The sequence below is a fragment of the Nocardia sp. NBC_00416 genome (assembly GCF_036032445.1).
GTDB lineage: Bacteria > Actinomycetota > Actinomycetes > Mycobacteriales > Mycobacteriaceae > Nocardia.
This window is the reverse complement of the sequence record NZ_CP107932.1, coordinates 6,379,771-6,403,827: the sequence shown is the minus strand read 5'-3', so window position 1 is coordinate 6,403,827 and position 24,057 is coordinate 6,379,771. Positions and strand designations below refer to the sequence as shown.

25 protein-coding genes are annotated in these 24,057 nt (G+C 67.1%); 11 read left to right on the top strand and 14 right to left on the bottom strand.

Annotated features, from left to right (window positions below; genetic code table 11):
• Positions 1–23 precede the first annotated feature (23 nt).
• The 7 genes from OG804_RS27830 to OG804_RS27800 form a co-directional block, all read right to left on the bottom strand.
• Entirely contained in the window at positions 24–827 is an 804-nt protein-coding gene (locus OG804_RS27830) for an SDR family oxidoreductase (protein WP_328391478.1), read from the bottom strand.
• Between the two features lie 155 nt (positions 828–982).
• Positions 983–1,207 (bottom strand): hypothetical protein, encoded by a 225-nt coding sequence (locus OG804_RS27825; RefSeq protein WP_328391476.1) that lies wholly within the window; start codon positions 1,205–1,207, stop codon positions 983–985.
• A 212-nt stretch (positions 1,208–1,419) separates the two neighbouring features.
• Positions 1,420–2,088, bottom strand: coding sequence for a hypothetical protein (locus tag OG804_RS27820; protein ID WP_328391474.1), 669 nt, complete (start codon positions 2,086–2,088; stop codon positions 1,420–1,422).
• A gap of 233 nt (positions 2,089–2,321) precedes the next feature.
• Entirely contained in the window at positions 2,322–3,419 is a 1,098-nt protein-coding gene (locus OG804_RS27815; protein WP_328391472.1) for a hypothetical protein, read from the bottom strand.
• A 15-nt stretch (positions 3,420–3,434) separates the two neighbouring features.
• Entirely contained in the window at positions 3,435–7,442 is a 4,008-nt protein-coding gene (locus tag OG804_RS27810; RefSeq protein ID WP_328391470.1) for a WXG100-like domain-containing protein, read from the bottom strand.
• 371 nt (positions 7,443–7,813) lie between these two features.
• Entirely contained in the window at positions 7,814–8,392 is a 579-nt protein-coding gene (locus tag OG804_RS27805) for a hypothetical protein (protein ID WP_328391468.1), read from the bottom strand.
• Positions 8,389–8,649, bottom strand: a complete 261-nt coding sequence (locus OG804_RS27800; protein WP_328391466.1) for a hypothetical protein — start codon at positions 8,647–8,649, stop codon at positions 8,389–8,391. Before OG804_RS27800 ends, OG804_RS27805 begins: the two co-directional genes overlap by 4 nt.
• 282 nt (positions 8,650–8,931) lie before the next feature.
• On the opposite strand from OG804_RS27800, the gene OG804_RS27795 reads away from it, so the two are divergent.
• The 7 genes from OG804_RS27795 (at position 8,932) to OG804_RS27765 (ending at position 14,324) form a co-directional block, all read left to right on the top strand.
• Positions 8,932–9,813 (top strand): helix-turn-helix domain-containing protein, encoded by an 882-nt coding sequence (locus OG804_RS27795; RefSeq protein ID WP_328391465.1) that lies wholly within the window; start codon positions 8,932–8,934, stop codon positions 9,811–9,813.
• The gene (locus OG804_RS27790) at positions 9,810–10,022 is read left to right on the top strand and encodes a DUF397 domain-containing protein (RefSeq protein ID WP_328391464.1); all 213 of its coding nucleotides are present in this window, start codon (positions 9,810–9,812) and stop codon (positions 10,020–10,022) included. The genes OG804_RS27795 and OG804_RS27790 overlap by 4 nt, the downstream gene beginning before the upstream one ends.
• Positions 10,023–10,233: 211 nt before the next feature.
• Complete coding sequence (locus OG804_RS27785) at positions 10,234–10,815, top strand: DUF3558 domain-containing protein (RefSeq protein ID WP_328391463.1); 582 nt, start codon at positions 10,234–10,236, stop codon at positions 10,813–10,815.
• Between the two features lie 61 nt (positions 10,816–10,876).
• Positions 10,877–11,254 (top strand): hypothetical protein, encoded by a 378-nt coding sequence (locus OG804_RS27780; RefSeq protein WP_328391461.1) that lies wholly within the window; start codon positions 10,877–10,879, stop codon positions 11,252–11,254.
• Positions 11,255–11,256: 2 nt separating this feature from the next.
• Positions 11,257–12,531 carry a WXG100 family type VII secretion target gene (locus OG804_RS27775; RefSeq protein ID WP_328391459.1) on the top strand — a complete coding sequence of 425 codons (1,275 nt, stop codon included), beginning with the start codon at positions 11,257–11,259 and terminating at the stop codon, positions 12,529–12,531.
• Positions 12,528–13,397 (top strand): ESX secretion-associated protein EspG, encoded by an 870-nt coding sequence (locus OG804_RS27770; RefSeq protein WP_328391457.1) that lies wholly within the window; start codon positions 12,528–12,530, stop codon positions 13,395–13,397. Before OG804_RS27775 ends, OG804_RS27770 begins: the two co-directional genes overlap by 4 nt.
• 219 nt (positions 13,398–13,616) lie before the next feature.
• Positions 13,617–14,324, top strand: a complete 708-nt coding sequence (locus OG804_RS27765) for an MspA family porin (RefSeq protein WP_328391455.1) — start codon at positions 13,617–13,619, stop codon at positions 14,322–14,324.
• Between the two features lie 120 nt (positions 14,325–14,444).
• Here OG804_RS27765 and OG804_RS27760 read toward each other — a convergent pair whose 3' ends face one another.
• Both OG804_RS27760 and OG804_RS27755 read right to left on the bottom strand, forming a co-directional pair.
• Positions 14,445–15,647, bottom strand: a complete 1,203-nt coding sequence (locus OG804_RS27760; RefSeq protein WP_328391454.1) for a cytochrome P450 — start codon at positions 15,645–15,647, stop codon at positions 14,445–14,447.
• Between the two features lie 104 nt (positions 15,648–15,751).
• Positions 15,752–16,348, bottom strand: coding sequence for a TetR/AcrR family transcriptional regulator (locus tag OG804_RS27755; RefSeq protein ID WP_328391452.1), 597 nt, complete (start codon positions 16,346–16,348; stop codon positions 15,752–15,754).
• A gap of 157 nt (positions 16,349–16,505) precedes the next feature.
• Between OG804_RS27755 and OG804_RS27750 the strand changes: the two genes are divergently transcribed.
• A complete protein-coding gene (locus tag OG804_RS27750; RefSeq protein WP_328391450.1) occupies positions 16,506–16,907 on the top strand; it encodes a VOC family protein in 402 nt (133 codons plus the stop codon).
• Positions 16,908–17,307: 400 nt separating this feature from the next.
• Positions 17,308–19,170 carry a ThiF family adenylyltransferase gene (locus OG804_RS27745; protein ID WP_328391447.1) on the top strand — a complete coding sequence of 621 codons (1,863 nt, stop codon included), beginning with the start codon at positions 17,308–17,310 and terminating at the stop codon, positions 19,168–19,170.
• A gap of 48 nt (positions 19,171–19,218) precedes the next feature.
• Here OG804_RS27745 and OG804_RS27740 read toward each other — a convergent pair whose 3' ends face one another.
• The 5 genes from OG804_RS27740 to OG804_RS27720 all read right to left on the bottom strand — a co-directional run bounded on the left by OG804_RS27740 (position 19,219) and on the right by OG804_RS27720 (position 22,303).
• A complete protein-coding gene (locus OG804_RS27740; RefSeq protein ID WP_328391445.1) occupies positions 19,219–19,830 on the bottom strand; it encodes a DUF4291 domain-containing protein in 612 nt (203 codons plus the stop codon).
• Positions 19,831–19,889: 59 nt separating this feature from the next.
• Positions 19,890–20,480: an NADAR family protein gene (locus tag OG804_RS27735; protein WP_328391443.1), complete on the bottom strand. Its 591-nt coding sequence runs from the start codon at positions 20,478–20,480 to the stop codon at positions 19,890–19,892.
• 113 nt (positions 20,481–20,593) lie between these two features.
• Positions 20,594–20,995: a HEAT repeat domain-containing protein gene (locus OG804_RS27730; RefSeq protein WP_328391441.1), complete on the bottom strand. Its 402-nt coding sequence runs from the start codon at positions 20,993–20,995 to the stop codon at positions 20,594–20,596.
• Positions 20,992–21,318 carry a type VII secretion target gene (locus OG804_RS27725; RefSeq protein WP_328391439.1) on the bottom strand — a complete coding sequence of 109 codons (327 nt, stop codon included), beginning with the start codon at positions 21,316–21,318 and terminating at the stop codon, positions 20,992–20,994. The genes OG804_RS27730 and OG804_RS27725 overlap by 4 nt, the downstream gene beginning before the upstream one ends.
• Before the next feature lie 142 nt (positions 21,319–21,460).
• Positions 21,461–22,303, bottom strand: a complete 843-nt coding sequence (locus OG804_RS27720; RefSeq protein WP_328391437.1) for an Rv3235 family protein — start codon at positions 22,301–22,303, stop codon at positions 21,461–21,463.
• Between the two features lie 200 nt (positions 22,304–22,503).
• On the opposite strand from OG804_RS27720, the gene OG804_RS27715 reads away from it, so the two are divergent.
• Positions 22,504–23,253 (top strand): metal-dependent hydrolase, encoded by a 750-nt coding sequence (locus tag OG804_RS27715; RefSeq protein ID WP_328391435.1) that lies wholly within the window; start codon positions 22,504–22,506, stop codon positions 23,251–23,253.
• Between the two features lie 60 nt (positions 23,254–23,313).
• The gene (locus OG804_RS27710) at positions 23,314–24,027 is read left to right on the top strand and encodes a VIT1/CCC1 transporter family protein (RefSeq protein WP_328391433.1); all 714 of its coding nucleotides are present in this window, start codon (positions 23,314–23,316) and stop codon (positions 24,025–24,027) included.
• Positions 24,028–24,057 lie beyond the last annotated feature (30 nt).

Below are 24,057 nucleotides of genomic sequence, written 5' to 3'. Positions count from 1 at the left end.
GCAACCGACGTGGAGCCGAAGGCTCAACGTTTCAGTCCGTGCATCCCGGCCACGACCTTCTCGATCACCGCCGCCGGCAGCAGGCGACGCAGCAGGAACACGATCGGCGCGCGACTGCCCCTGGCGTACAGCGGTTTCGGATTATCCGCTTCGATGGCGCGCAGGATGGTTTCGGCGACCTGCGCCGCCGATATCCCGGACCGCTCATTGCTGTCCAGATGCGTGAGCATGGTCCGGAAATCCGCCGCGTACACCGAATCCTCGGCGATGTACTCGGTGCGCCGCTCCCCGATCCCGGTCGCGATGGACCCGGGCTCCACCGTGCTGATCCACACCCCGAACGGCGCCGTCTCCAGCCGCGCGGCGTCCGCGAACCCCTTGATCGCCGCCTTCGCCGCCACATACGAGGACCGATAGGCCAGCGGGAAGCTCGCCAGCATCGATCCGACCATGATGATCCGCCCGTACCCGCGTTCCCGCATCCCCGGCAGCACGAGCTGCGACAGCCGCACCGCACCGAACACGTTCAACTGGAACAGTCGGCCGATCGCCTCGAGCGGCAACTCCTCGAGCGGCCCCGACTGGCTCTCCCCCGCATTGTTGACCAGCACATCCACCGGCCCCGATTCCGCCCCGAACCGCTCGATACCGGCCGGATCGGTGAGATCCAGCGCGCGATACTCGACCCCCGCCACTCGCGCCGACTCCGCGATCGTCTCCGGGTTCCGGCTGGTCCCGATCACCCGATACCCGCGGTCGACCAGCAGTGCGGCGGTCGCCCGCCCGATCCCCGACGATGCCCCGGTCACCAGCGCGGTCTTCGTCATACGATCCCTAACCCTCGACGGTCCTGCCAACCGGGCGGCGCGGCCGCCCGGTTGGCCAATCTAACGGACGGGCAGGTCACCCGGGAACAGGCCCGGCCGCTCGGCCACGGCCCGGTACGGCGGCGAACCGCTCACCGTGCCCGGACAGCGCGTCGTCAGAAGCAGTAGGGAAACTTGCACGTCGACGGATCGTTCGGCCCGAAGATCGCGAGAATGAGCCCGTTGATGACGGCATCCCCCACCGCCGACCCGGTACTGATCGCCACCTCCTGCGCGGCAGGGCCGGCCTCGGCTTCCGGTACCGCGACATCGGCCGACGCCGTCACGGGTGTGCTGATCAGAATTCCGGCGCTGACCGCCAGCAGGACCTTGCGGATCATAATCACTGCCTTTCGTCTGTCGAATATCTCAGGGCCGCAGCGTATCCGAGACAGTCGGTAGCCCACGGCCTTCTACGCGTATCAGTGTCCCGTCGCGGCGTCAGGCGGGGTAGTGGTATTCGACAGCCCGCTCATCGAACGCGATCCCCTGCCGGACCAAGCTATCGATCACCTGCCGAGTGAACCTGCACAGTGGCTAGCAAAAGGCGGTGTTACCTCCGCTGCGCCACATCGATCAGGTGCGCAAGCGAAGGCGCCTGGTGTTCGGGCGCGTCGACGGTGACGACGCCACCGAACGCGTTCTCCGGAACCTGCCGAGACGCGGCGAGCGCGGCCGTGGGCGCCAGCTCACTCTCGTACCAGTCGCCGAGCCTTCCCCGCCACCACCCTGCCGCGACGAGCCCGGGCTTGCCCGCTTGCTCGCTGGGCAGGTAGGCGGCGGCGTCTTCGGCCGTGGACGCCCAGAGATATCCGAGAACGGCTCCCCCGGCGGTAACTGGGACGTACCGAACCGCTGCATCCGTGAAGGTGGGGTACATGGGACGGGTATAGCCGCCCAGCGACCCCCACCCTTGCGAACGATCGGCTGGTGTGCCGTCGGGATACAAGCCGTCCTGGATCATCACACCAGGCGGCGGCGGTCCACCCGGGTTGGTGAGTTCGTACAGTTCGGCCAGACTCCGCACTTCGGCTTCCACCGCGTCCGGGGGGATATAGCCGCCTATCGGATCCTCGGGTGCGCCTCTCCACCGAGTCACCGCCTGGTAGGGGGTCAGGTTCTCCGCGTAGGACTGCGACAACCGGTCCTCCCACACGAACGAGCACCGCAGGGATGGATCGGAGAACGGATCGATCGTCAGATCATCGGGATCGAATTTCAACCGACGAACGAACCCCGCCGATCGACTCGTCGTCGCCCCCCAAAGGGCTCCCATGAACTCGCCCCGCAGTACGACCGGCAGATGGACGACTGGATGGAGCGTGGAACCTTCATAGTTCGCAGGCTGGAAGCCCGGCGTTCCAGGGCTTACCCCAAACCCCATCGGAGGAATTCGACCACTCATAGATTGTCCGTCCATAGTCTCGGCACTGTTGTCAGCTTCCCGTCACGGCTTCAGGCGGGGTAGTGGTATTCGACAGCCCGCTCATCGAACGCGATCCCCTGCCGGACCAAGCTATCGATCACCTGCCGAGTGAACCTGCGCGGCGGCTGGTAGTGCGTGCTGTGATCGGATATGAGCTCGACCCTTCCCTGTACAGCCCGGATCTCCCCGGCGCCCGCCACCGGGTTCCCGGCCAGGAAGCTGGAATGGTGGAACTCACCGAGCAGGTGATAAGGCGACGCGTAGAGCTGCCCCTGGTCGTCCATGACGAAAATCGCCCGGCCGCCCTGCGGGGTCCACAGGGTGCGCGCGTACGAGGTATCCAACGGCTGCTGCTCACTGGTGTAGAGCAGGCCGTTGTTGGCGAACAAACGGTACGGCTCCCGCTCCTGCGGGCTCAGATAATTGACGAACGTACCGCCCCACTGCGCGTTGCCCGGCAGGTGCTCGCCGTGGAATTCGGTTCGTAGCGGGGTGGTTTCGTACGGGGGGTAACCGGATTCGGGAGGCTCGGGCCAAATCGTCAAAGAGAAGTCCTCCGAACGCAGACCGGAGCCGGCTACCAACTCCGCCACGATGTCATGAGCGTAAAAAGGTACCGCGGTGGCCGAGAGCAAGGTGTCGCTGCTGTCGTCCCAGTAGTTGGCGAAAAAAGCGGCATCGATACCGGAATGCATACGCAAGAGAAGAAATTCACCGAATTCCGGGCTTCCCCTGAAGTTTCTCTTCATTGCCGTTTCGACTTCGGTGAACGGCAGGTGCACCCGGGCAATCGGGCGCGCCGAAGCCAGAAATCCACGAAGCTGCTCCGCAGGCAAAGGGAGATACGGGAGAACCGGCCAAGGTCGCGCTGCATCCATCTGTTCGACCACCGCGGCGATGAAATCCCTGATCTCGGAGGGCTGATATCTGGTCTCGACCACATCCGGGAGCGGATAGTTGTTCCTTATCCCCTCGGATAGGGCTTCGAACTCCTGCTCAGGAGTGAGTGTATCGATCGGCTCGGTGAGAAGCGCTCGAACAATTCGGTCTCGGGTGACCTCACCGAGGTCGTCGAATTGGACACTGTAGACAATCGTGTTCACCATCCCTGGCCACAGCGACGCCATACGATCCTCCATGATCTATGCGGGAGCTACGAAGCTCAGTTGATCCGGCCGAATATTCACACCGAGATTGCGCAGATGATTGACGGCCTGCAACGAGAAAGCGCGTGAGGGCGTGTAATGACCACTCGAGTCCGTCAGCAGCCTGAGCTCGCCGTTGGTGACCACGAGTTCCCCTGCCGCGGAAACCGGGGCTCCGGCGAGAAAGCTCGAATGGTGAAACTTTCCTTGTTCATGGTAAGTGGACGCGTACAGGTTTCCATTCTGGTCCATGACAAAGATCGCCCGACCACTACCACCCCAGGCGGAATGCCCATTTCGGGTGTCGAACAGATTTCCATTCGAATCGTACAATCGACCGTCCCTGATCGTTATGCGCGCCAGACTCCGACGGTACTCGTCTAGATAGTCAACGCACGATCCGGGCCAGACGGTATTACCTGGAGTATTTTCTCCCCGATAGGTCGGCGCCATCTCTGTCGACTGGAACGGCGGCGTTGAACCGAATGGACTGTCGGGGATCCTCGCATCCATCGGTGGTTGCCCGTTGTCGGGTCGAGTGGTCGCCGGTGGGACAGCCGGACCGTGAGCGACGGGCGGCCTCGGTTGCACCGAGACCGGTGTTTCCGGCCGGGAGGAGCGAGACGCCGGAGCCAGCCACTGAACGAATCGGCGCAGCGGGCTCGGACGACGAGGATTCGATGGACTCGGATGCACCCGTGCGGGCTGCCCGAAGGAGTGCCGGTCGGGGTGATCCGGCCGGTGAGCATCCGGGTTGGTCGGCGCCCAAGCCGTGGGTGCCGGAGGAGGACTCTGCCTAGGTGGCGGAAGGGATTCCGGGGCGCGGAAAGTGCGCGGATCCGGCTGCTGCGGGTGGGGCGGCCGAGAGATATTCGCCGGATCGGTCCGACCCGGGGACGGGGACGGGGACGGGGACGGGGACGGGGACGGGGACGGGGACGGGGACGGGGGATTCTGCCCCGGTTGCGGATTACGGGATCGTTGGGGTGCTGAACCGTTCGACTGGTCGGGACGGGAGGGCAGAGTATTCGTTGGATCCGTGCGGCGCGGGGGCAGCGGGTTGTTCGGATCCGGCCGCTGACCATGCGGATCCGGCCGCTGCATGTGCGGATCCGGCCGCTGCGTATGCGGATCCGGCCGCTGCACATTCGAATCTGGCCGCTGTAGGTGGGGGTTCGGCTGCTGCGTATGCGGGGCCGGTTGCTGCGTATGCGGGGCCGGTTGCGCAGTCGCTGGATTCTGGTGCTGGCGAGTTCGTGGCTGGTGTGGAGAGTTCCAGATGGGGTCGGTGGGGCGTGGCGTGTTCCAGTGCGGTTGATTCGGCCGGGTGTGAGCGGAGTTGGTATCGATCGGAGCGGGCGGCGTCGGGTTCGGATGCGCCGAGCGCGCGGGGTCCGTGGCGGCGGTGTCGTTCCGACTGGCGGTGTCGGTTCGGCTGGGGGTAGCCGGTGGAGCGTTCGGTGGGCGAGCCTCGTCCGGGGTCGATGCCGTCCGGTCCGGAGTGGTGTCGGTGGTGGGCCGCGCCGGAATGGGCGGGCGGGAGAACTCGACCAGGAAACGGGCGTGATTTGCCGGGTCGAAGAGGTTGTAGTTGTCGCGCGGGGCGGCGGGGGTGTTGTCCGGAGTTGCCGGGCGAGTGTTCCGAGGTGAGCTGTCGCCGGATGTGCCTTCGGGCGTCCTGTTGGAGGGGCGCGTGGTGTCCGCAGGGCGCGTGGTGTCGGTGGGGCGGGACGGGTTCCGGGAACTACTCGCCGGGGTCGCGCCGGACGGTGAGGCGGACGTTGCCGCGTCGGCTGGACCGGTGGTGCGCGGTGTGTCGGCCGGGGTGACGGTAGGGGTGAGGGGTGTCGCCAGGGTGGGCGGTGCGGGCGTGGCGGTGGCCGCGGCCGCGGTGGTGGAAGCGGTTTCCGGGGTGGCAGTGTCGGAGTTGGGGTTCGACGGCGACGCGGTCGTGGCGGGTTGGGCTGTGGGTTGCGGGAGGCCGCCTACCGGGGATGTGGCGGGAGCCGACGCTGTGGTCGCCTCGCCCGTAGTCGTCGCCTCTCCCGAGGTCGTCGTATCCCCCGTGGTGGTCGTGGGAGTCGGTTGCCCGGTGGGGCCCGGAGGGGGCGTCGGCTGCGGAGTCGGTGAGTCGGGCGTGCCCTGAGTGCCCGGCGGCTGTGCTGTGGAGGTTTCGGGCGCAGTCGCGTTGCCAGGGGTGGTCGAGGCCTGCGGAGTTCCGGTGTCGGGGGTCGGCGCGGGACCTGAACTGGTCGCGGCTTCCGGCGTACCAGTGTCCGAGGTCGGCGAAGGACCTGAACTGGTCGCGGCTTCCGGCGTACCAGTGTCCGAGGTCGGCGAAGGACCTGAACTGGCCGCGGTTTCCGGGGTATCGGTGTTCGATGGCGTGGGACCGTCGGGAGGCAGGTTCAGGCTGGAAGCGGGCGGCTGCCCGCCGGTGGTGGTTACCGGGGAGGCGGCGTCCGGAGTCGACGCCTGCTCACCCGAATCCGGACTCGACGGCTGCGACGGCAAACCGGACTCCGGACTCGACGGCTGCGACGGCAAACCGGACTCCGGGCTGGACGGTTGGCCCGGGTCCTGTGTCGATGTCTGCGACGGTGACCCGGTATCCGAACTCGGGGAATGTTGGCCGGAATCCTGTGTCGACGGCTGCACCGGGGAATTCGAATCCGGGCTCGACGGTTGCGGTCCCGAGTCCTGGGACGGAGTCTGCGATGGGCTGTCCGAGCTCGGGGACTGCTGTGTCGGCGCCTGGTTCTCCGGTTGCGACGGCTGCTGCGGCTGGCCCTGGGGCTGATTCTGGGGCGGGGTCTGGGATTCCCGGCTATTGTCGCCGCGGTCACCCGAGTCCGGTTCGGGCCCGGGCTCGGTTTGCGCGGTTCGGGTAGCGGGGGCCTGGCTGTCGGAGGGGTTGGGTGCGTCCCGTTCGCCGGGGGCGCTTTCGTCTGCGCCGCCGGTGTTGTTCTCGCTGCTGTCGTTCTCGCTGCTGTCGTTCTCGTTGTCGTTGTTCTCGTTGTCGTTGTTCTCGCTGCCGGAACTGCTGTCCCCGGCGCTGTTCTCCCCCAGCGTCTCGGTCCCCCGCTGCACCCCCGCGGCGGCCGACGATGTCAGGTTCTCCGGCGACAGCGCCTCTTCCAGACTGAACTCGCGGTCGTTGAGCGCGGCGTCGGTGGCCTCGCCCGCCACCTCGCCCGTGATACCGGCGACCGTTTCCTTCGCCGCGTCCTTCGCCGCGTCGGCCAGCGGATTCCCGCCCTCGGGGCCGCCGGGGACGTTCCGCGTCGTGATCCCGTCGGGACCCATCGCCCCGGTGACGGCACCGGTGGCCGCGGCGGTCAGCGCGGTTTTGCCCGCACTCGTCAGGTCCTCGGTGGTGATCTCGTCTCGCCGGCCCGTCGCGACCTGTAGCGCTTTGACGCCGAGGTCCAGGCCCGTTTCTTCCAGGGCAGCGGCCCATGCGCCGCGCACCGCGGAGCGGGCGGCGGCTTTCAACGCCGCTTTCGACAGGATCCGCTGCACCAGCTGTTTGATCGCGGTCCGCACCGCGACCCGTGTCGCGGTTTGCAGTACGGCGGCTTCCGCCGCCGCCGCGGGAGCGCCGATTCCCGTGGATGCCGCGGCGAGAAGTACCGCCATCTCGACCGCGAAGATCGCCAGGCTGGCCAGGATCACGAGCTTGGTGTGCTCGATATCGGCGGCGCCGTCGCCGATTTCGTCGGCGAGTGTCTCGATATGCGCGATCAGGCCGTCGAAGGCGCCCGCACCGTGCCCGAGCTGGGTCCAGCGGTCGGAGATGGCCTGCGCGGTGTCGCCCTCGATGGCCGCGAGTACCTGGTCTATCGCGTAGTTGGCGTCCGGGCCGAGATCCCGCAGGTCGGTGGCCAGCTGCGTCCAGGCGGATTCCACCCGCCGCATCGCGGTCTCGTCGCCCTCCGGCCAGTCACCGGCCCCCACCACATATTTCGCCGTCCACTGCAGGGCCCCCGGGATCTCGATACCCATTCAGCGCACCCCCACCACGGACACCGTGGGAGCGACAGTGGTCCGGTGGTTCATTCGCGCCAACGTGTGGCAGCCGACGGCGCACATCGACCCGCCCCTTCGCCTCGACAACAGATCCATCACTCAGTCCGACGCGGTGGAACAGCACCCGGTTCCCCCGATCCGAAGAATTTCTGGACCGACCATGCCGAGCAGATTCTGCCATCCGGCGCCGAGGCCCGTGCTGCACACTTGTCCGAACGTGGGCCGCCGCGACCGTCATGACGATCGCGGACCGACCGAGAAATACGAGGGGTAACCATGGTGCGCAGCCCCGACGCGGACGACCTCCACTTCCGGCTCGAGAACTGGCTCGAATAGCCGATCACGGCTCAGGTGTTCGCTTGCGGTGAGCTCCGCAGCCGCAGCAGATGGGGATGGTTCGCTTCATCGAGCGCCAGGGCGGCCGCCCATAGTGAGGCGTCCAGCGTTTCGGGAATCCGCCAGCTCTCGGGCGCGGTGGCGGGAATGTGGATGCGCACCGGATCCAGTTCGATCAGGTGCCGGCCGACGACCGCCCACCATTGGCGACCGGTGGCGTCGATGACCACCGCCACGATCACATCGTCGACCCCGGGCAGTCGCGCGGCCGCGCTGCGGACCTGGGCGGGAATGTGCCGGTTCTCGTCACGATCGTCGAGTTGATCGGCGAAGACAACGAAGACGAACCCGAATCCGAACATATCGGGCCCGAGCAGGGAGCGCAGGTGCGCGGCGCGCAGGTGCAGCGGATTGGGCTCGTCGTCGTGCCGGTCGCCGGTGAGGTCGACGGTGGCGCATTCGGCGTCGATACCGTCCTCGGCACAGCGGAACCCGTACAGCATCGGCATGAGGCTGGTGGGCATCGACAGCAGGTAATGGGCGGTGATCTCGTCGATGGTCTCGGCGTCGGGGAAGCGGATCTCGGTCATCCGGCGATACCCGCCGGGGCGGTCTGGGTCCAGAAATGGTGCCGGACGGCGTCCCACAGCGGAGCCAGGTCCGGGAAACGTTCACGCATATCCGCGAGGTCGGGCGCGGCCTCCCCGGCGGCGATCGGCAGGCGAGCGCCGGACGCATGCCGCACCTCGGTGATCCGGATCCCCCGCTGATCCCGGCACCAGACCGCCCGCCACTCACCGGCCACCGTCCGCCGGGTGATCCCGCCCCCGTTCCGCCCCTCCGGCAAGCGCCGCGCTCCACCGAATGTCCGTACCCGAACCGCCCGGCGCGAACCTCCTCCCGCGCTCGCGATCATGTCTCGAACCCGCCAAATTTCCCTGGTCAACGGACTTCCGTGTTGCTCGGCCATGTGGTTATGTTGCTGCCCGCACAGCGCGTTCGTACGACCCAGCGGGACAGTCGAATTCAAGTCGGCCGACGGCGCAGAGTCCGGTCCGATCCGTAAAAAGCAGACGTACGAATCGGACCACGACCTCGGCCGTAACGGACCGACAGGGGAAGGGGAGTTATGGCGAGAGACGAACAGAGCGGCTCCACACTGCCGCGCCGGCAACTGGGTCGCGCGCTACGGGAAGCACGCGAAGGAGCCGGATTCACGCTCGAGCAGGCGGCCCGGGAAATGGAGATGAGCAAGACCTCGGTCATACGGATCGAGAAGGGGCACAACGACAAGGTCAAGCTGCGGGATGTCGACGGGTTCGGAGAGTTGTACGAACTGAGCGAGCACAAGATCGATGAGCTCAAGGCCCTCGCGCAGCAATCGGCTACAAAATCGTGGTGGCAGGCTTCGCGCCATCTACTCCTGTCCGGATACAACACTTATCTCGAGCTCGAATCGGTTGCATCGCAGCTCCGGTCCTATCAGCCCCTGATCATCCCTGGACTGCTTCAGGTAACGGACTACGCCGGAGCGATCGAACGCCCGGTACTTCCGGGCGATTCACCGGAAGACCTCGAACGCCGCGTGGCCGTGCGTATGCGGCGAAAAGCCATTCTCACGCGGCAGCGCAAACCGATATCGGCCGAGTTCATCCTCCACGAGAGCGTTCTGCATACCGTTGTCGGATCCCACAACGTTATGGCCTGTCAGCTGCGGCACATCGCGGACCTGAGCACCCGCACCAACATCAGCTTGCGCATACTGCCCGCGGCGGCCGGTTTCCCCGGCGATGCGGTTCCGGTCCTGCCCTACATACTCCTCGACTTCCCGATCGACAGCGCCGAGCCAGCTGTTGTGTACTGCGAGAACCCGATCGGCTCGATGTTCTTCGAGGAGGAGGCCGACGTGCATAGGCATCGCGACATCCACGCATCACTCCGATCCGCGACACTGGAGGAGCAACCATCGAGGGACCTCCTCAGGCGTATGGCAAGGAGATTCGACCAGTGACCAACGACTTACCGGGCGCACAGTGGTTCAAGTCGTCACACAGCGGACCGGCCAACGAATGCGTGGAGGTCGCCTGGCTGGATGAAGCCAGCGTCGGAGTCCGCGACTCGAAAGACACGACCAGTCCCGCACTGATCTTTTCCAAGGATGCATGGTCTCTGTTCATGTCCGTATTGCGGAGAGGCGATTTCGGCCGGCCCGACACCTGACCATGCGGGTCGCAGGCAGTCCAAGCCGACCAACAGTCACCGAAGTCGAACGACCCGCCGTGCTCCAACGGTCAGCGAATGTGCGCAGGAATCGCCTCGGCTGGTCAACCACCGGGCCCCACCTACCAAAGATGCGGTGCCTGGTCCAAAGCCACCCGCTATGGTGAGAACGGTCCCGTGTGGAAGGTTCACACGTCGAAGCAGGAGGGGCATGCGTACCGCGAAGAAACGCTATGCAGAAGTCATGGAGCGCGCGATACTCGCGGTGACAGCCTTGGGGCTGCTAGCTGGGTGCGGGGTCGCTCTCGACGGAGAACCCGCAGCAGAGGGGCAGACCAGCCCGAGCGGAGAACAACACGTCGAATGGAATCCCTGCTCGGAACTGTCGGAGGAAGCACTCCGAACAACAGGGGCGGATCCCGCGAGCAAGCACACCAGCTTCGATGCGCCCGGAGACAAAGCGACTTGGCGCATGTGCTCTTGGAACTCTGTCGACAATCCGTACTACATCGGAGTCGGCGCTACCACCTACACCCAAGACGAGATGCGTGAGAACACCTCGGTCACCGGCTTCAGTCCGGTGCAGATCAACGACCGCTCTGGACTGCAGTTCTACCCGAGCGGCGAGGAAGAACCCATCCGTCGCTGCTACGTGAGCCTCCCGATGAGAGATGGGTCGCTCACCGTCTACGCAGATTGGCGCTACAGCGAGCGCAGTTCGTTGCCGGAATCGCCACCGTGTGGACTGGCCGTCAAGCATGCACAGACACTCGAGACCTACCTGCCGGAGTAGCAGGCGTGACAGCGAATTCCTCACTGCATAGACTGGAGGAAATCGTTGGGGGGAGCGCGTCATGAGCCAGGAACAGGCGATCCTGCAGCAGTGGCAGGGTCTGAAGAATCAGGCCGAAAATGGCGGGCTGAAGATGGACCCAGATATCGGCAGCAACCTGGCAGCGCGTTGCGACGTCTTCTTGGACCGACTCGACGGGATGCTCCTCACCTGCGACGATCTCAAACTCGTCGACGGTTTCGGGACCTTGAGGTCAGCCACCTCCCTTCAGGATAAGTTCGCCAAGATCGCAATGAGCAAGACCGATTCCGCTGCCAACCGCCTCAAGACTGCGATCGACATCGTTACCCTGATGAAGCAGACGTTCGAGCTATCCGCACGCCGAGTCGAAGAAACAGATCAGTCCACTTCCACGGCTCTGGGTAATGCAGGGACATAGCCATGATCAATTTCTCGCAATGGCTCCAACCGATCCTCGACGGCCCCAATCAGGCGTCGAAAAACAAGAGCGACGACACTACACGCGCCGAGAACGAGAACACCACTCGGAACCAGGATCGCGCTGCTGTCGACGGCGAATGGTCGGGTTTGGTGAGCGAATTCGGCGGTCAGTTCGCCGCACCCTCCATCCTGGAGAAAGATGGCTTTTCCGCCATGACACACCAGCAGATCTGGGACGCGCTCAAGGACGTCAGGTCATCGGCCATCAGTGACAAGTCCACAGCATGGCGCAACCTGGCGAAGGAAGCCCGCGCAGCAAACGATGCCTTCCTCATGGCGGTCACCACCGATCTCGACAAGGGATGGGATGGCCAGTCCGGAATTGCGGCTGTCAACGGGGTGCGCGAGTTCCACACGTCGTTCACCTCGCTGGCCGCCGGTTTCCAGATGCTGGCGGACGGCCTCGGCCTGATGGAGGGGCACCTCGCCCAAGCCAAGGCGTCTGTCGGCGAACCCGACAATGTGACCATCGGGGACAAGATCATCAATATCCTGCCGCTCGACGACACCCTGAAAACCCCGCAGTACCGGGCCGACGAAGCGCAGGAGACGGCCCGCTGGGTAATGACCACCTATTACGAGCCCGGCGCCGCCGACGTTGACAGCCGAACTCCGGTGCTGCCGGAGCCGAAGAAAACCGTCGACGACGGCACCGACCCCGGGCAACCGGTGCAGCCCGTCAGAACCCAGCCGCCCCCGGGCGAGACCACCCAACCGCAGGGCACCGATACCGGCGACGGAACGAATACCGGTGACGGCGCCGAACCCGAGGACCAGGGTCAGCCGTCCGAGTCGGAAGACCCGCAGAGTACCGACCCGCAGAGCACGACCCCGCAGTCGACCACCCCGGAAACCCCGACCAATCCGTCGCTCACCACCGGCACCCCGACGACCACCACTCCGGGCACACCGTCGGGGACGCCGTCCGGGATGCCGTCGGGCGCGCCGCAGACCACCGGTCCGTTCGTCCCCGGCCAAACCGTGCAGGGCGCACCGAAAACCGCGTCGACGGGGTCACCGGCCGTCGCCGCGTCCACCAGCAACCGCGCCGGCCGCAGCGGGATGCCGGGCATGATGTCGCCCGGTGCGCGCGGCAACAAGGGCGATGACGATGACGAGCACAAGACCCCCGACTACCTGGTGTACGACCGGGGCAGTGAACTGCTCGGCACCCAGCCCCCGGCGCTGCCTCCGGGCGGAGTGATCGGGGGGTGAACGATCCGCAGTGGCGCCTGGACGGAGAGATGTTCCGCCAGGCGGTCCGGGCGTTCGGCCGCGATCGGCTGCCGTATCCGATCCGGGTGCTGCCGCTGGGACCCACCGAGACACCGCCGAACGCGGACGAATACGAGGCGGCCCGGCTGGCGGCGGCGCAGCGGTTGCGGAACATGGCGGACGAACGGTTGTTCCGGGTCCTGCGCACCCTGCTGGAACCGCAGGTCCGCGTGGAAGTGCACGGTGTCTATGACCGTGGATTCGAACGGGTGGTGCGGATGCACGCCGGTGTCACCGGGCCGTCCGCCACGCTCGCGGTCCAGGCTCCGGGGCCGACCAAGGAGTACGGCGGCGATATCCTCCTGCTCGCCATCCCCTCTCAGCAGGTCGCCGCGCGGTTGGTCGCCTATCTGCCGGGGTGCGCGCCGGGCCGTTATGCGGGGGTTCGCGGCGCCCGATCCGATATCGGCAAGGTCGAATACGCACGGCATCCCACGCGCATCTCCCGCACCGAGGAGATCAACCGGATCGTGCGCCGGCCGCGATCCGGGATCGGCGAGATCGGTGTTTTCGCCGGCCCCGCCGTCGATTCCCGGCCGACCGGCAACCCGCACGGCTTCCACTGGATGGACTACTTGCCCCAGGACGGCCGCTACCTGCTGATCAACCACAGCAAAGAGGAATTCACCCTCACCCCGGGCGCTCCGCAGGAACTCACCCGCCGCCTCCAGCACGCCGTCACCACGGTCGGGCAGTCACAGGCATCGACCCCGCGTCCGCCCGCTTCCCGCGACCTCTCCCAGGAAGAGATCGACCAGGAAGACGACTACTACCGCAGGCGCAACGAACGCGGCTGGCTGACCTGACCGTCCAGGCTTCGCCGAGCCGGCACTACCGACCGGTTATGATGCCCGCGAGTATTGCGTGCCGACTGCGTCGGCAAATCGCCGGTGCGGTATACCGACTCCGACCTGCATCGGCCGCTAGGTTCAGTTCCGCACACGCGACCAGGAATTCGCGGCGGTCGTCGGTGTGCGTGTTCGTTGGTGAAGTTCCGATTCGAATCATGACTCGACTGGAGCACTATGAACCGCAAGAATTCCTGTACTCTTTCCGCGATTTTCGCGGTGATACTGGCCCTCGCGGCTGTCGATACCGTGGCCCACGCCGAGCCGGGGGAGGTCACCGCCGGGGGGCTGCACATGGTCGCCGCGGCGAATTCCAATAGTGTCGTGCCCTCTGCGCAAACAGCGATTGGTGTGCCGTTCGTGCACTCGGTCAAGGTATCCGGAGATTTCTCGGTCGCCCTGGAATCCGGGTCGCCGATACGCGGCGGCGAGATCGTCGCCGGATATCTGATCGGCTGCGCCGTCGATATCTCCAACGGCATTTCGATCGGCATCGCGCCGAGCGTCGGTGTCAGCGCCGCGATAGCGCCTTCGATCGCCTTCGATTTCGGTGTCGATCTCGGTCTGGAGATAGACGCACCGCCCAGCGTCGGCATCGGCGCCGGTGTCAGTGTCGGCGTTCAGCCTTCCGTCGGCGTGGAAAGCGGTCTCGCCGCCGAACTCGCGGTGAACCTGGCGCCCGGCACAGTGACCGCGGCAGTGATCGGCGGGGCGGAGCTCGACGAAGAATCGGAGTTCCCCTACACCTTCGTGCACAGCAACACCCCGCTGCAGGTGAACGGGTGTCTCTCGCCGGCCTCGGCCATGCCGTTCGTCACGGTCCGCACCGATTCACCGAGCAGCAGCGTCCAGACGACGGGCTACGGCGCCGCGTTCGGATTCTGAGAACCGCGCCGGCGATAGCTCCGCGCGCCGCGGAGCTATCGCCGCGCGCGACTTCACACCGGTCCATCCTGCGCGTGCGCCGCGAGCACTACCGCGCCCGTCGGGCGACGGGCTCCCGTCTCACCACTCGACCAGCAGCTCTTTCGGCCCCCGCACCAGCAGTCCCGACTTCCATGGGATCTCATCGAGCGGCGCCGCGAGCCGCAAGGCCGGGAACCGCTCCAGCAGCGCCTCCAGCGCCACCTGGAGTTCGACGCGGGCCAGTTGCGCGCCGAGGCAGTGGTGCGCGCCGTACCCGAACGCCACGTGCGGGTTTCGCTGCCGGGTGAGGTCGAGCGCTTCGGGATCGTCGAAGACGGCCTCATCGCGGTTGGCGGCCTGCGTGTGCACGAACACCGCCTCACCGGCCCGCACGGTGACACCGCTGAGCACCACGTCCTCGGTGGCGACCCGCGGTTGCCCACCGCCGGCGCCCAATTGGACATGCCGCAGCAGCTCCTCGACCGCGCCCGGGATCAGCTCGGGTTCGCCGCGCAGCTGCTCCCAGTACTCGCGCTGGGTGAGCAGCACATAGGTGAAGTTGGCGATCTGGTTCGCGGTGGTCTCGTGTCCCGCGATCAGGATCCCGACGCCCAGATTGACGAGCTCGCGCTCGCTCAGCCGGTCCTCTTCGTCACGCGCGGCGACCAGGGCGCCGAGCAGATCGTCGGTCGGCCGCTCCCGGCGTTCGGCGATCTGTTCGGCGAGGTAGCCCTCCAGGGAATCGCGGGCGGCCTCGATCTGCTCGCGGGTGTAGGCCGTGGTCGACAGGATCGCGTCGGAGAAATCCCGGAACCGGTGCTGATCGCGCGGCGGCACACCGAGCATTTCGCAGATCACGGTGACCGGCAGCGGCAACGCGAGCCCTTGCACCAGGTCGGCGGGCGATCCGGAACGCTGCATCTGGGTGAGCTTCTCGTCGACGATGTCGCGGGTACGCGGGCGCAGTTGCGCGACCCGGCGGCTGGTGAACGCCTTCGCGACCAGTTTGCGCAGCCGGCTGTGCTCGGGCGGGTCGAGGCTCAGCAGCCCATCGGGACGCGTGGGTGCGGGTGTGGCGCGCGGAATGTCCTCCCGGCCGACGGTCGCCGACCGGCTGAACCGGGGATCGCCGAGCACCAGTTTGACGTCGTCGTAGCGAGTGACGAGCCAGCCCTGCCCGCCGTAGGGCAGCTCGACCCGGGACACCGGTTCCTCGCGGCGCAGTTGTGCGAAGAGCGGATCCATATCGAGGCGAACCGGCTCGCCGAAGGGGTACTGACGCACCTCGGTTTTCACGGTCATAGGGTCTCCCTTTCCCGACGCCCGGCGAATACAGCCGATGTAAGCGATTGCTTACTTAGGCAGGGTAAGGGGTTGTCCGAGGGGTAGTCAACGACGTAACAGCGTTACGCCGGAGGGAATCTCGCGTCGTTGCGTTCCAGCAGCACGCTCGCGGCACGCAGCACATGACCGGCGACCTCCGTCGGATCCGCACTGTGCAGCGGCTCCCGGTGCAGCACCGAACGGACCAACCCGATACCCAGCAACCAGGCCAGCAGCAGGTCGGCGCGCAACTCCCCGTCGCCCCCGTCCGTGAGCTCCGACAGCGCGCGGATGTACTCCTCCCCCAGTTCCCGGCGGATCACCGACGCCCCCTCTTCGTGCCCGCTGGATCGCAACGCCGCCTGCAACCAGCTCCCCGGCGAGACGGCCTCGCCCGGCTCGAGCGCGCGCTCCAGCAACCTGGACAGCAACGCGTCCACCGGCCCGGCATCGAGCACCGACCGCCCCCGATCGGTCATCGTGGCCCGGAACAGCTCGTCCTTGGTCCCGAAATACCGGAACAGCAACGCCTGGTTCACCCCGGCCCGGGTCGCGATATCGCGCACGGTCGCCCGCTCGTATCCGCGTTCGGCGAACAATTCCTGCGCTGCCGCCAGAATCGCGCCCCGCGTGGCCGCGGCATCCCGCTTACGGCCGATCGGCTCGTTTCCGCTGACCATGAATCCTCCGCTCACCTGCTGTCGAAGAGGCAGCGTAAGGCACGCGCGATCAGGACAAAGCGGGCAACCGGCGGACGACGGCAACGCCCCGGCACACCGGCTGCCGGGAAACCAACCCTGGACGCGGGCCGAGTCACGGATCTACGCTCGGGTCACCATGCCGGATCTGCTCGGAATCAACCATCTGACGCTGTCCACGACCGATCTCGACCAGCTCGTGGCGTACTACTCCGGGTTACTGGGAGCCCGGCTCGCCTTCGAGCGCCCCGCGTCCACGACCGATCCCCGGATCGCGATCCTCGACGTCGGCGGGGCCGATCACCTGATGATCGTCGAGACGGACACCGACCCCGCGACCGAACTCGACCCGCTGGGCCGGGCAGGATGGGGACTCCGCCTGGCGACCTACGCCCAGCTGTGCGAGGTCCGCGAACGAATCCTGGGCGCCGGACTACCGGCCGACCCGATCGAGACCCTGCCCACGCAGTGGACGATGACAGCGCACGATCCCGACGGACGGCCCGTGGACATCCGAGCCCACCGGCCCAGTAACGGTTAGCTTCCGCTTCGGGACGACCCGGTCCTGCCGCACCGAGCGTCCGAATATCGTGGGCGGCCGCCGCCGGTCGCGGCGATGAGGCGCCGGCACAGCGAATCGCGCAGTCGCGGGCCGTCGGACTCGGCGCGACGTAGCCGCCGAGGTTGCCCGGCGGTGCGGGAAAGTTCGGCGCCGCCGGCGAACGAGACCTGCGGGTGCCCGGAATTCCGCCCGGGCAGTGTCTGCCGAGCATCCCGAAAGGTCTTCTTACCGTTGGTAATAACCAGGGCCGCTGAGCGGATCTCGTCGTGATATTTTCGCCGGCGATGTTCGGTATTTGCCTGAAGGATTTGTTCGGCTTCGGTGTGGGATCGCACGTTGACGCTGCAATCCGGGCGACTCGCCCCGAAGGAGTTCCCCGATGACCGATCGCTCCAGCGTGCCCGCAACCACGCACTCCGACGGTTCGCGCTGGCACATCTCCGCGGTGCGGATACCGATAGACGGCGGTGATCACGAGGAACTCCTGGCCGGCCTACGCGAGCTGCGCGCCCGCATCCTGTTCGATCGCGGCCGCCGCCCGGCCTTCGCCGCCGCCGTCGAGGAGTCCGCGGACGATCAACAGTTGGATTACGGCGCTTGGCATTTCCTGGCTCGCCGCGACCCGGACGGGCCGCCACTGGGGTATATCAGGCTGTCGACTCCGGCCACCGGTCACCTGTTCCAGTCGCTGGAGTACCTGGGTCCGCAGCAGTATCAGAGCGTGCTGGCGGCCGAGGGCGTCGACGCCGCCCACACCTTCGAACACAGTCGTCTGGTGGTCGAGCATCGAGCACGCAAACTCGGCCTGGGCGTCTGCCTCAACGCGGTCGCCCTCGGCGCCGCGCACCATCTCGGCGCGCACCTGATGATCGGCACCTCGGGCACCGCCGACGGCCAGGAACGATTTCATACCCGGTTCGGGTTCGTCCCGGTCCCGGGTACCCGGCGCTACACGGAGCAGTACACCGAGGACGTGCTCGTCATGGTGCACCATCCGGCACAGGGCGCCGGCGAATTCGCCGACCTGGTCGCCGAGATGCGGGACGAATTTCCCCGGCTGCCCACCCTCACCACCACCGTCTCCGGCGCCATCGCCGCCCGGGACGTGACGCGGTCGGCGCCCCCCGGACTGCGCCCCGCGCCCGGCCCGGATGAAACCCCGTGGCGGCCGACGCTGTTCGAGCCGGTGCACGCGCACGACCACGCCGCCCTGACCGAGCTGCTGGAGTCGGGCCGGGTCACGGCGGTATTCGACAGCATCGGCGAGCAACTCGACGAACTGGTGCGCAGCCGGGAACCACAACACCGGTTCACCCCCGACGACGTGGCCGCCGCCGTACGCGACCAGCTCGGCGGTGTCGAGCAGTGGGCCTACGGCACCTGGGCTTGGTATCCGTGGTCCGGGCGGCTGGTGCACGTCCTGCCGTGCGAGGAATTCCGGCTGGTGCGCACCGACCGCAACCGCGAGAAGATCCAGCGGCCCGAACAGCGCCGGCTGCTCGCCCGCCGGATCGGGATCGCCGGGCTGTCCGTGGGCAACTCCGCCGCGCTCACCCTGGTCGCGGGCGGCATCGGCGGCAGTTTCCGGCTCGCCGACTTCGACGAACTGGGTCTGACGAACCTGAACCGGTTACGCGCCGGGCTGCACCACCTCGGGGTCAACAAGGCCGTCCTCAGCGCACGACAGATGTTCGAAGTCGACCCCTACCTGGACATCGAGATCTTCACCGACGGACTCACCGAGGACAATATCGATCGCTTCTTCGACGGTCTGGACCTCATGGTCGAGGAATGCGACACCCCGAAGATCAAACTGGCCGCTCGCGAATACGCGCGCGAGCGCCGTATTCCGGTCGTCATGGACTGCAACGACCGCGGCATGCTCGATGTCGAGCGATTCGATCTCGAACCGGACCGCCCATTGCTGCACGGTCGGCTGGGCGCCGTCGGCTCGGCGGAACTGGACGTACTGTCCCCGACCGCGCGCGTCGAGGTGCTGCTGGCGATGGTGGATCCCGAACGGATCAGCCCCGGGCTCGCCGCGGCCTTCGGGCAGATCGGGGTCACCCTCAGCGCTTGGCCGCAGCTCGCCGCGGATGTCGCCCTGGGCGGCGCGCTGGTCGCCGACGCCGCCCGCCGTATTCTGCTCGGGCTGCCGTGCGAATCCGGGCGCTTCTACGTCGACCTGGCCGAGCTCATAGCACCCGAACACAACACCGCTGAACTGGCCGAGACACGGTGATACCGCCCGAAACGCGGCCGTTGTCCGGCACCGGATCCAGATGCGCGGCTACACCCCTTCCGGCCCAGGCGTCATACCGAGTCCGGCCGCGATATCGCCGGGAGTCGGATAGCGATGCTCGACGGGCGCTGACGCCAGTGCCGCCGGGCGGTCGCCGGCAGCGAGGAGCCGTCTCATGGCGCGCGCGGTATCGGTGACATCCTCGATCGACACGATCCACTCGTCGCAGTAGCGCCGGACCGCCTCACCCGACAGTCCGACCTGCAAGGATCGATAAGGCAAGGGGCGAAACCCGGTATCGCGCTCGGGATCCCACTGCACCCGCACCGGAGCCGACAAGCTTTCCTTCCAGGCCGCGCGGTCGGCGTGGAGCTTCGCGTCATAGTGCGTGAACGCCGCGTTCCGCAACACCCATTCGAATCCCTCCCGCCGGACCCGGACGGCCAGCACATGCTCCTGCCCCGGCTTACTCGCCCATCCGCACCGATACATCATCCACAGGAAAGACGGTTTGATCCACGTCATCCGCTCCCGCTTGAACGCCCCCGGAAATCTCCCCTCGGCCGCGGCCGGCACCGCGATCTCCGAGCTGTATGCCTGGTAGATCGTGATGGTCTCGTCGTCGTACCGCGCCCAGATCTCCCGAAACCCTCTCTCCACTCCCCCATGCTGGCACACCGCCCCGACCAGCACACTCGAGTTATCGCCCGACCAGCGCGTCAAGCACCGAGGTCCGCGGCGGTCGCGGGACCGATCGGCGCGGCCCGCAGCGCAGCCCGCGCCTCCATCAGTGCGAACCCGAGCAGATTCAACCCCTTCCATCGGGCGGGGTCCTCGACGCGCTCATCGTCCACCGCCAACCCGACACCCCAGATCCGGTCCACCGGACTGGCTTCCACGAGCACACGATCACCGGTGTTCACCAGGAAATTCCGGAGATCCTCGTGCTGCCCGAACTTCGCGACACTTCCCGCGACGACAATCCAGAAACGGTGTATCTCCCACAGCGCCTCATCGAAGCCGGTGATCCGCCGCCCCAGTGCCTTCGCCGCTCCCGGGCTGGCGGCCCGCAAGACCTCCTCGGCGATCGCCCCGTCATCGAACAGCATCGCCTTCCGCCACATCATGTAGTGCTCGGCGGTCGGAAAGGCCACCCCGTCGACCGTGAACTCCGCCGGCCACCACTGACTCAGGCAACTCGCGCCCACTGTCCCGTCCGCACGCGGATGATGCCCCCAGAACGGCAGATATTTCAGTCGACGGCCGTCGCGTACTGCATCGATCAACTCGCTGACACTCCGTACGGTCACCTGAGCCAGTCTGCCTCACACTCCGATGGAAGACACGCGGATTGCGGCCGGTCAGCGGGATGCGCCCGGGCTCCTCGGTCCGGCGAACGATGGCGAGCACGCTCGCCACAGCGTTAGGAACGCCGTCTGACGAGCTGCTTAGCCGCGATGTCGCGCACAACCTCGGAATCGGAGTCCAGCAGCTCCACCATCGCAGCCTCCGCGGCGGCCCCAGGTATTTTGCGGAGGGCGTGTACAGCCTTTCGCGCCATCGCACGATTCTCATCGTATTCCAGATATTCCGGCACGTATTCTGCCGCATACCGCAGAGCGGGAACAGAACTCGGGGAAGCTATCCGTTCCAACAACGTCACGATGTTCTCGTGCGACTCGTGCCAGTCGGCCCCGACAAGCGGAAGCAATGACTCGATGGCGTCCTTGACGCCGACCACGGATTCCGCCAGGCTGACGCCCGAATACCACTCGGTCGAATCCGCCCGCTCGGCGATCAGCGGATTCGACTCGGTATCGGTCACTTCGAGACCTCGCCGCCGGCCTGCAGCAGGGCCGCGGCGACCGCGTCGTCGGCGCCGGTGAAACTGTCGGCGGCAGCACCGAGTTTGCGCGCGTCCTCGACGACCGCGGTCCGCGCGGCCTCGAGCGCCGCGATTCCGCCCTCCTCCACCGAATCCACGAACAGTGGCGGCAGGAAGGCGCACAGCTTCCCGAAGGCGTCGGTGGGCGCGGATACCGCGCGGGCGGCGGCCGCCGCCTGCTCCAGCGGTCCGGACAATGCTTCGATACTGGTCGCATGGGTCCGGATGGTCTCCGGGTCCACCTGCACCGGTTCTTCGGGCACAGTACCCTCCCCCCACGAAAAACCTATCGCGCCACATCATCTCCGCGCGGCGCTCACCCTACCGAACCGACGACACCCCGCACCGGCGTTGTGGCCGGACCGCTGGTCGCCGGTGTCTTCGGCGCAGCCGCCCGAAGTCTGGTCACATGACGCGCAGCGCGGTCACCTTCCAGCCGGTCGCGACGCCGTACTCGATCCGTCCGGCCAGCACGAGGCGGCGGGGACCGCGCTGATACATCGCCATCAACTCCGCCGCCCGCTCCTCGACCGGGTACAGCCGCACTGTGGTGAGCACGGCGGCCCCCAGGGTTCGGCTGGGAACGTGGTCGTTGGCCACCAGCGCACCGATCACGCGGACCAGCCCGGGCGTGCACAGTCGGGTCAGCTGAGCGACGGGGCGTCTACGGTCCAGTACCTCCAGCAGGATCCGCACCGCGGTCGTGGCGAACTCCCGGGCACCGGCCCGCTCCGATTTCCGATCCGCGCCGCGTCCGGCGCGCTGGGCCCGGCGAATTCCCGCCGGGGCGCTGTGGTTGCGCCGGAGGGCCCGGGGGTCTATTCGGGCAGCGCACCCGGATGACATGTCCGGGTGCGCGCGGATTTCCGACCGCACACGTACCGCGCCCGGATCCAGCAGTCCGGCGGCTTCCGGCCGGTCCGGCGCGACCGCGGCTTCCGGCCGGTCCGGTGCAATCGCGGACGCGGCGGGTTTCGGCAGCGTGGCGAACTCGCCCTGGCCGGTAACGGTGACCTCGTGCGCCGGCGGCGCCGGCGTGACCTCGCCCGGATCCCCCTGGCTCCGCCCGGCCGAAGCAACGGAACCGGCGGGTGCACCGGTGGCCGGGACGCCCGGCGAATGTCGCGGTGGGCCGGCCGCCCGGTGTGGATTCTTCGCCGGGGGCGGTCCGAGCCGTCGCGGTCCGGACCCACCCGAGGACGGTTCGAACCCCGGGACCCGATTCAGGATCGGCTGGAAATCACACATTTCGACGCCCCCTCCAGAACGGACCGCCCCCACGGCACCCCGACCGCGACAGCATCGCACCTCGGGACGCCGCAGTACAGGTCGGCATCGGGGTCTGTCGCCGAAACCATGGTCGGCACGGCGTGTCTCGGTGTGGACGGGCCCTCGGCGAGTCGTTACCGCAGCTCACGAAACCGGTCTGTCGGGATCGATTGATAGCTTTGAACGCTACGTACGATCGCTTCTCGATACCGGGAGAGTTTGTTTTGCTCGGCCATTCCCATGCCACCAGCGGCGCGCTGGCCTTCGTCACCGCTGCCACCGTCGTCCCCGCTTCCGTGATGGAGCTCGTCCAGGGGCCGGTGCAGATCAGCGCGCTCGAACTCGTCCTGGGCGCGTTCATCACGGCGGGCGCCGCGCTGGTCCCCGATATCGATCACCCCGGCGGGACCATCGCGCAGTCGCTCGGACCCGCGAGTGAATACCTGGCGAAAGGGGTTTCGGCGGTGTCCGGTGGGCACCGCAAAGGGACGCACGGACTGCTGTTCGTGCTGCTCGCTGGCTGGGCCACCTGGGCCGGGGTGCATCACCTCGGCCGGTATTTCACGCTGGCCGTGGTCTTCCTGATGCTCGCCTTCGGCGTGCGGGCACTGCATCTGACGCCGAAGGGCGATTCGCTGCGCGCCTACGGAATGTGCATCCTGCTGGCCGGGGCCGGCACCGTCCTCATGGACCGCTGGCTGCCGGATTCGCCCTACTGGCTCCCGTTCGCGATCGGCCTCGGCGCGCTGATCCATATCGTCGGCGACTGCCTCACCGACCGCGGCTGTCCGCTGTTCTGGCCGCTCAAACCCCGGCTCGCGGTACCGATCATCTCCCGCACCGGGAACAAGGTGGAAACCTGGGTCCTGACCCCGGCGATGGGTGTGGTCACGATCGGACTGCTCTACGTCTACGCGGTTCCCAACTAGTCCGGCGGCGCGGACGAGCAGGTGTGTCCGCACCGCCGCGCGGTGACATAGTCTGCGCCCATGACCGAGGCACCGGAGCAGAAGTATCTACCGCAGACCGGGCTGGCGGCGAAACTCAACTGGCTGCGGGCCGGGGTGCTGGGCGCCAACGACGGGATCGTCTCGACCGGCGGGCTCGTGGTCGGGGTCGCGGCGGCCGCGTCCAGTACCGACACCGTTCTCACCGCGGGGATCGCGGGGATCAGTGCGGGCGCGATCTCGATGGCGGTGGGCGAATACGTGTCGGTGAGCACCCAGCGCGATACGGAGAAGGCGCTGCTGGCACAGGAGCGCCGGGAACTGGAAGCCGACCCGAGTGACGAACTGAACGAACTCACCGCGATCTACCACGCCAAAGGCCTCTCCGCGAAAACCGCGCGCAAGGTAGCCGAAGAGCTGACGGCCTTCGACGCGTTCGCCGCGCACGCGGAAGCCGAACTCGGGTTGAACCCCGACGAACTGACCAACCCGTGGCATGCCGCGCTGTCCTCGGCGGTCGCTTTCACGGTGGGCGCGCTGCTGCCGCTGCTGGCGATCCTGCTGCCGCCTGTTCCGGCGCGGATCCCGGTCACCATGGTCGCGGTTCTGGTCGCGCTGGCGCTCACCGGTTCGATCAGCGCCTGGCTCGGCGGCAGCAGCCGGGGGCGGGCCGTGGCCCGGGTGGTGCTCGGTGGCGCGCTGGCGATGGCGGTGACCTATGGGATCGGTCAGCTCGCGGATGTCGCCGGTATCTGAAATGTCCCGAATTATCTTGCCGGAGCAACG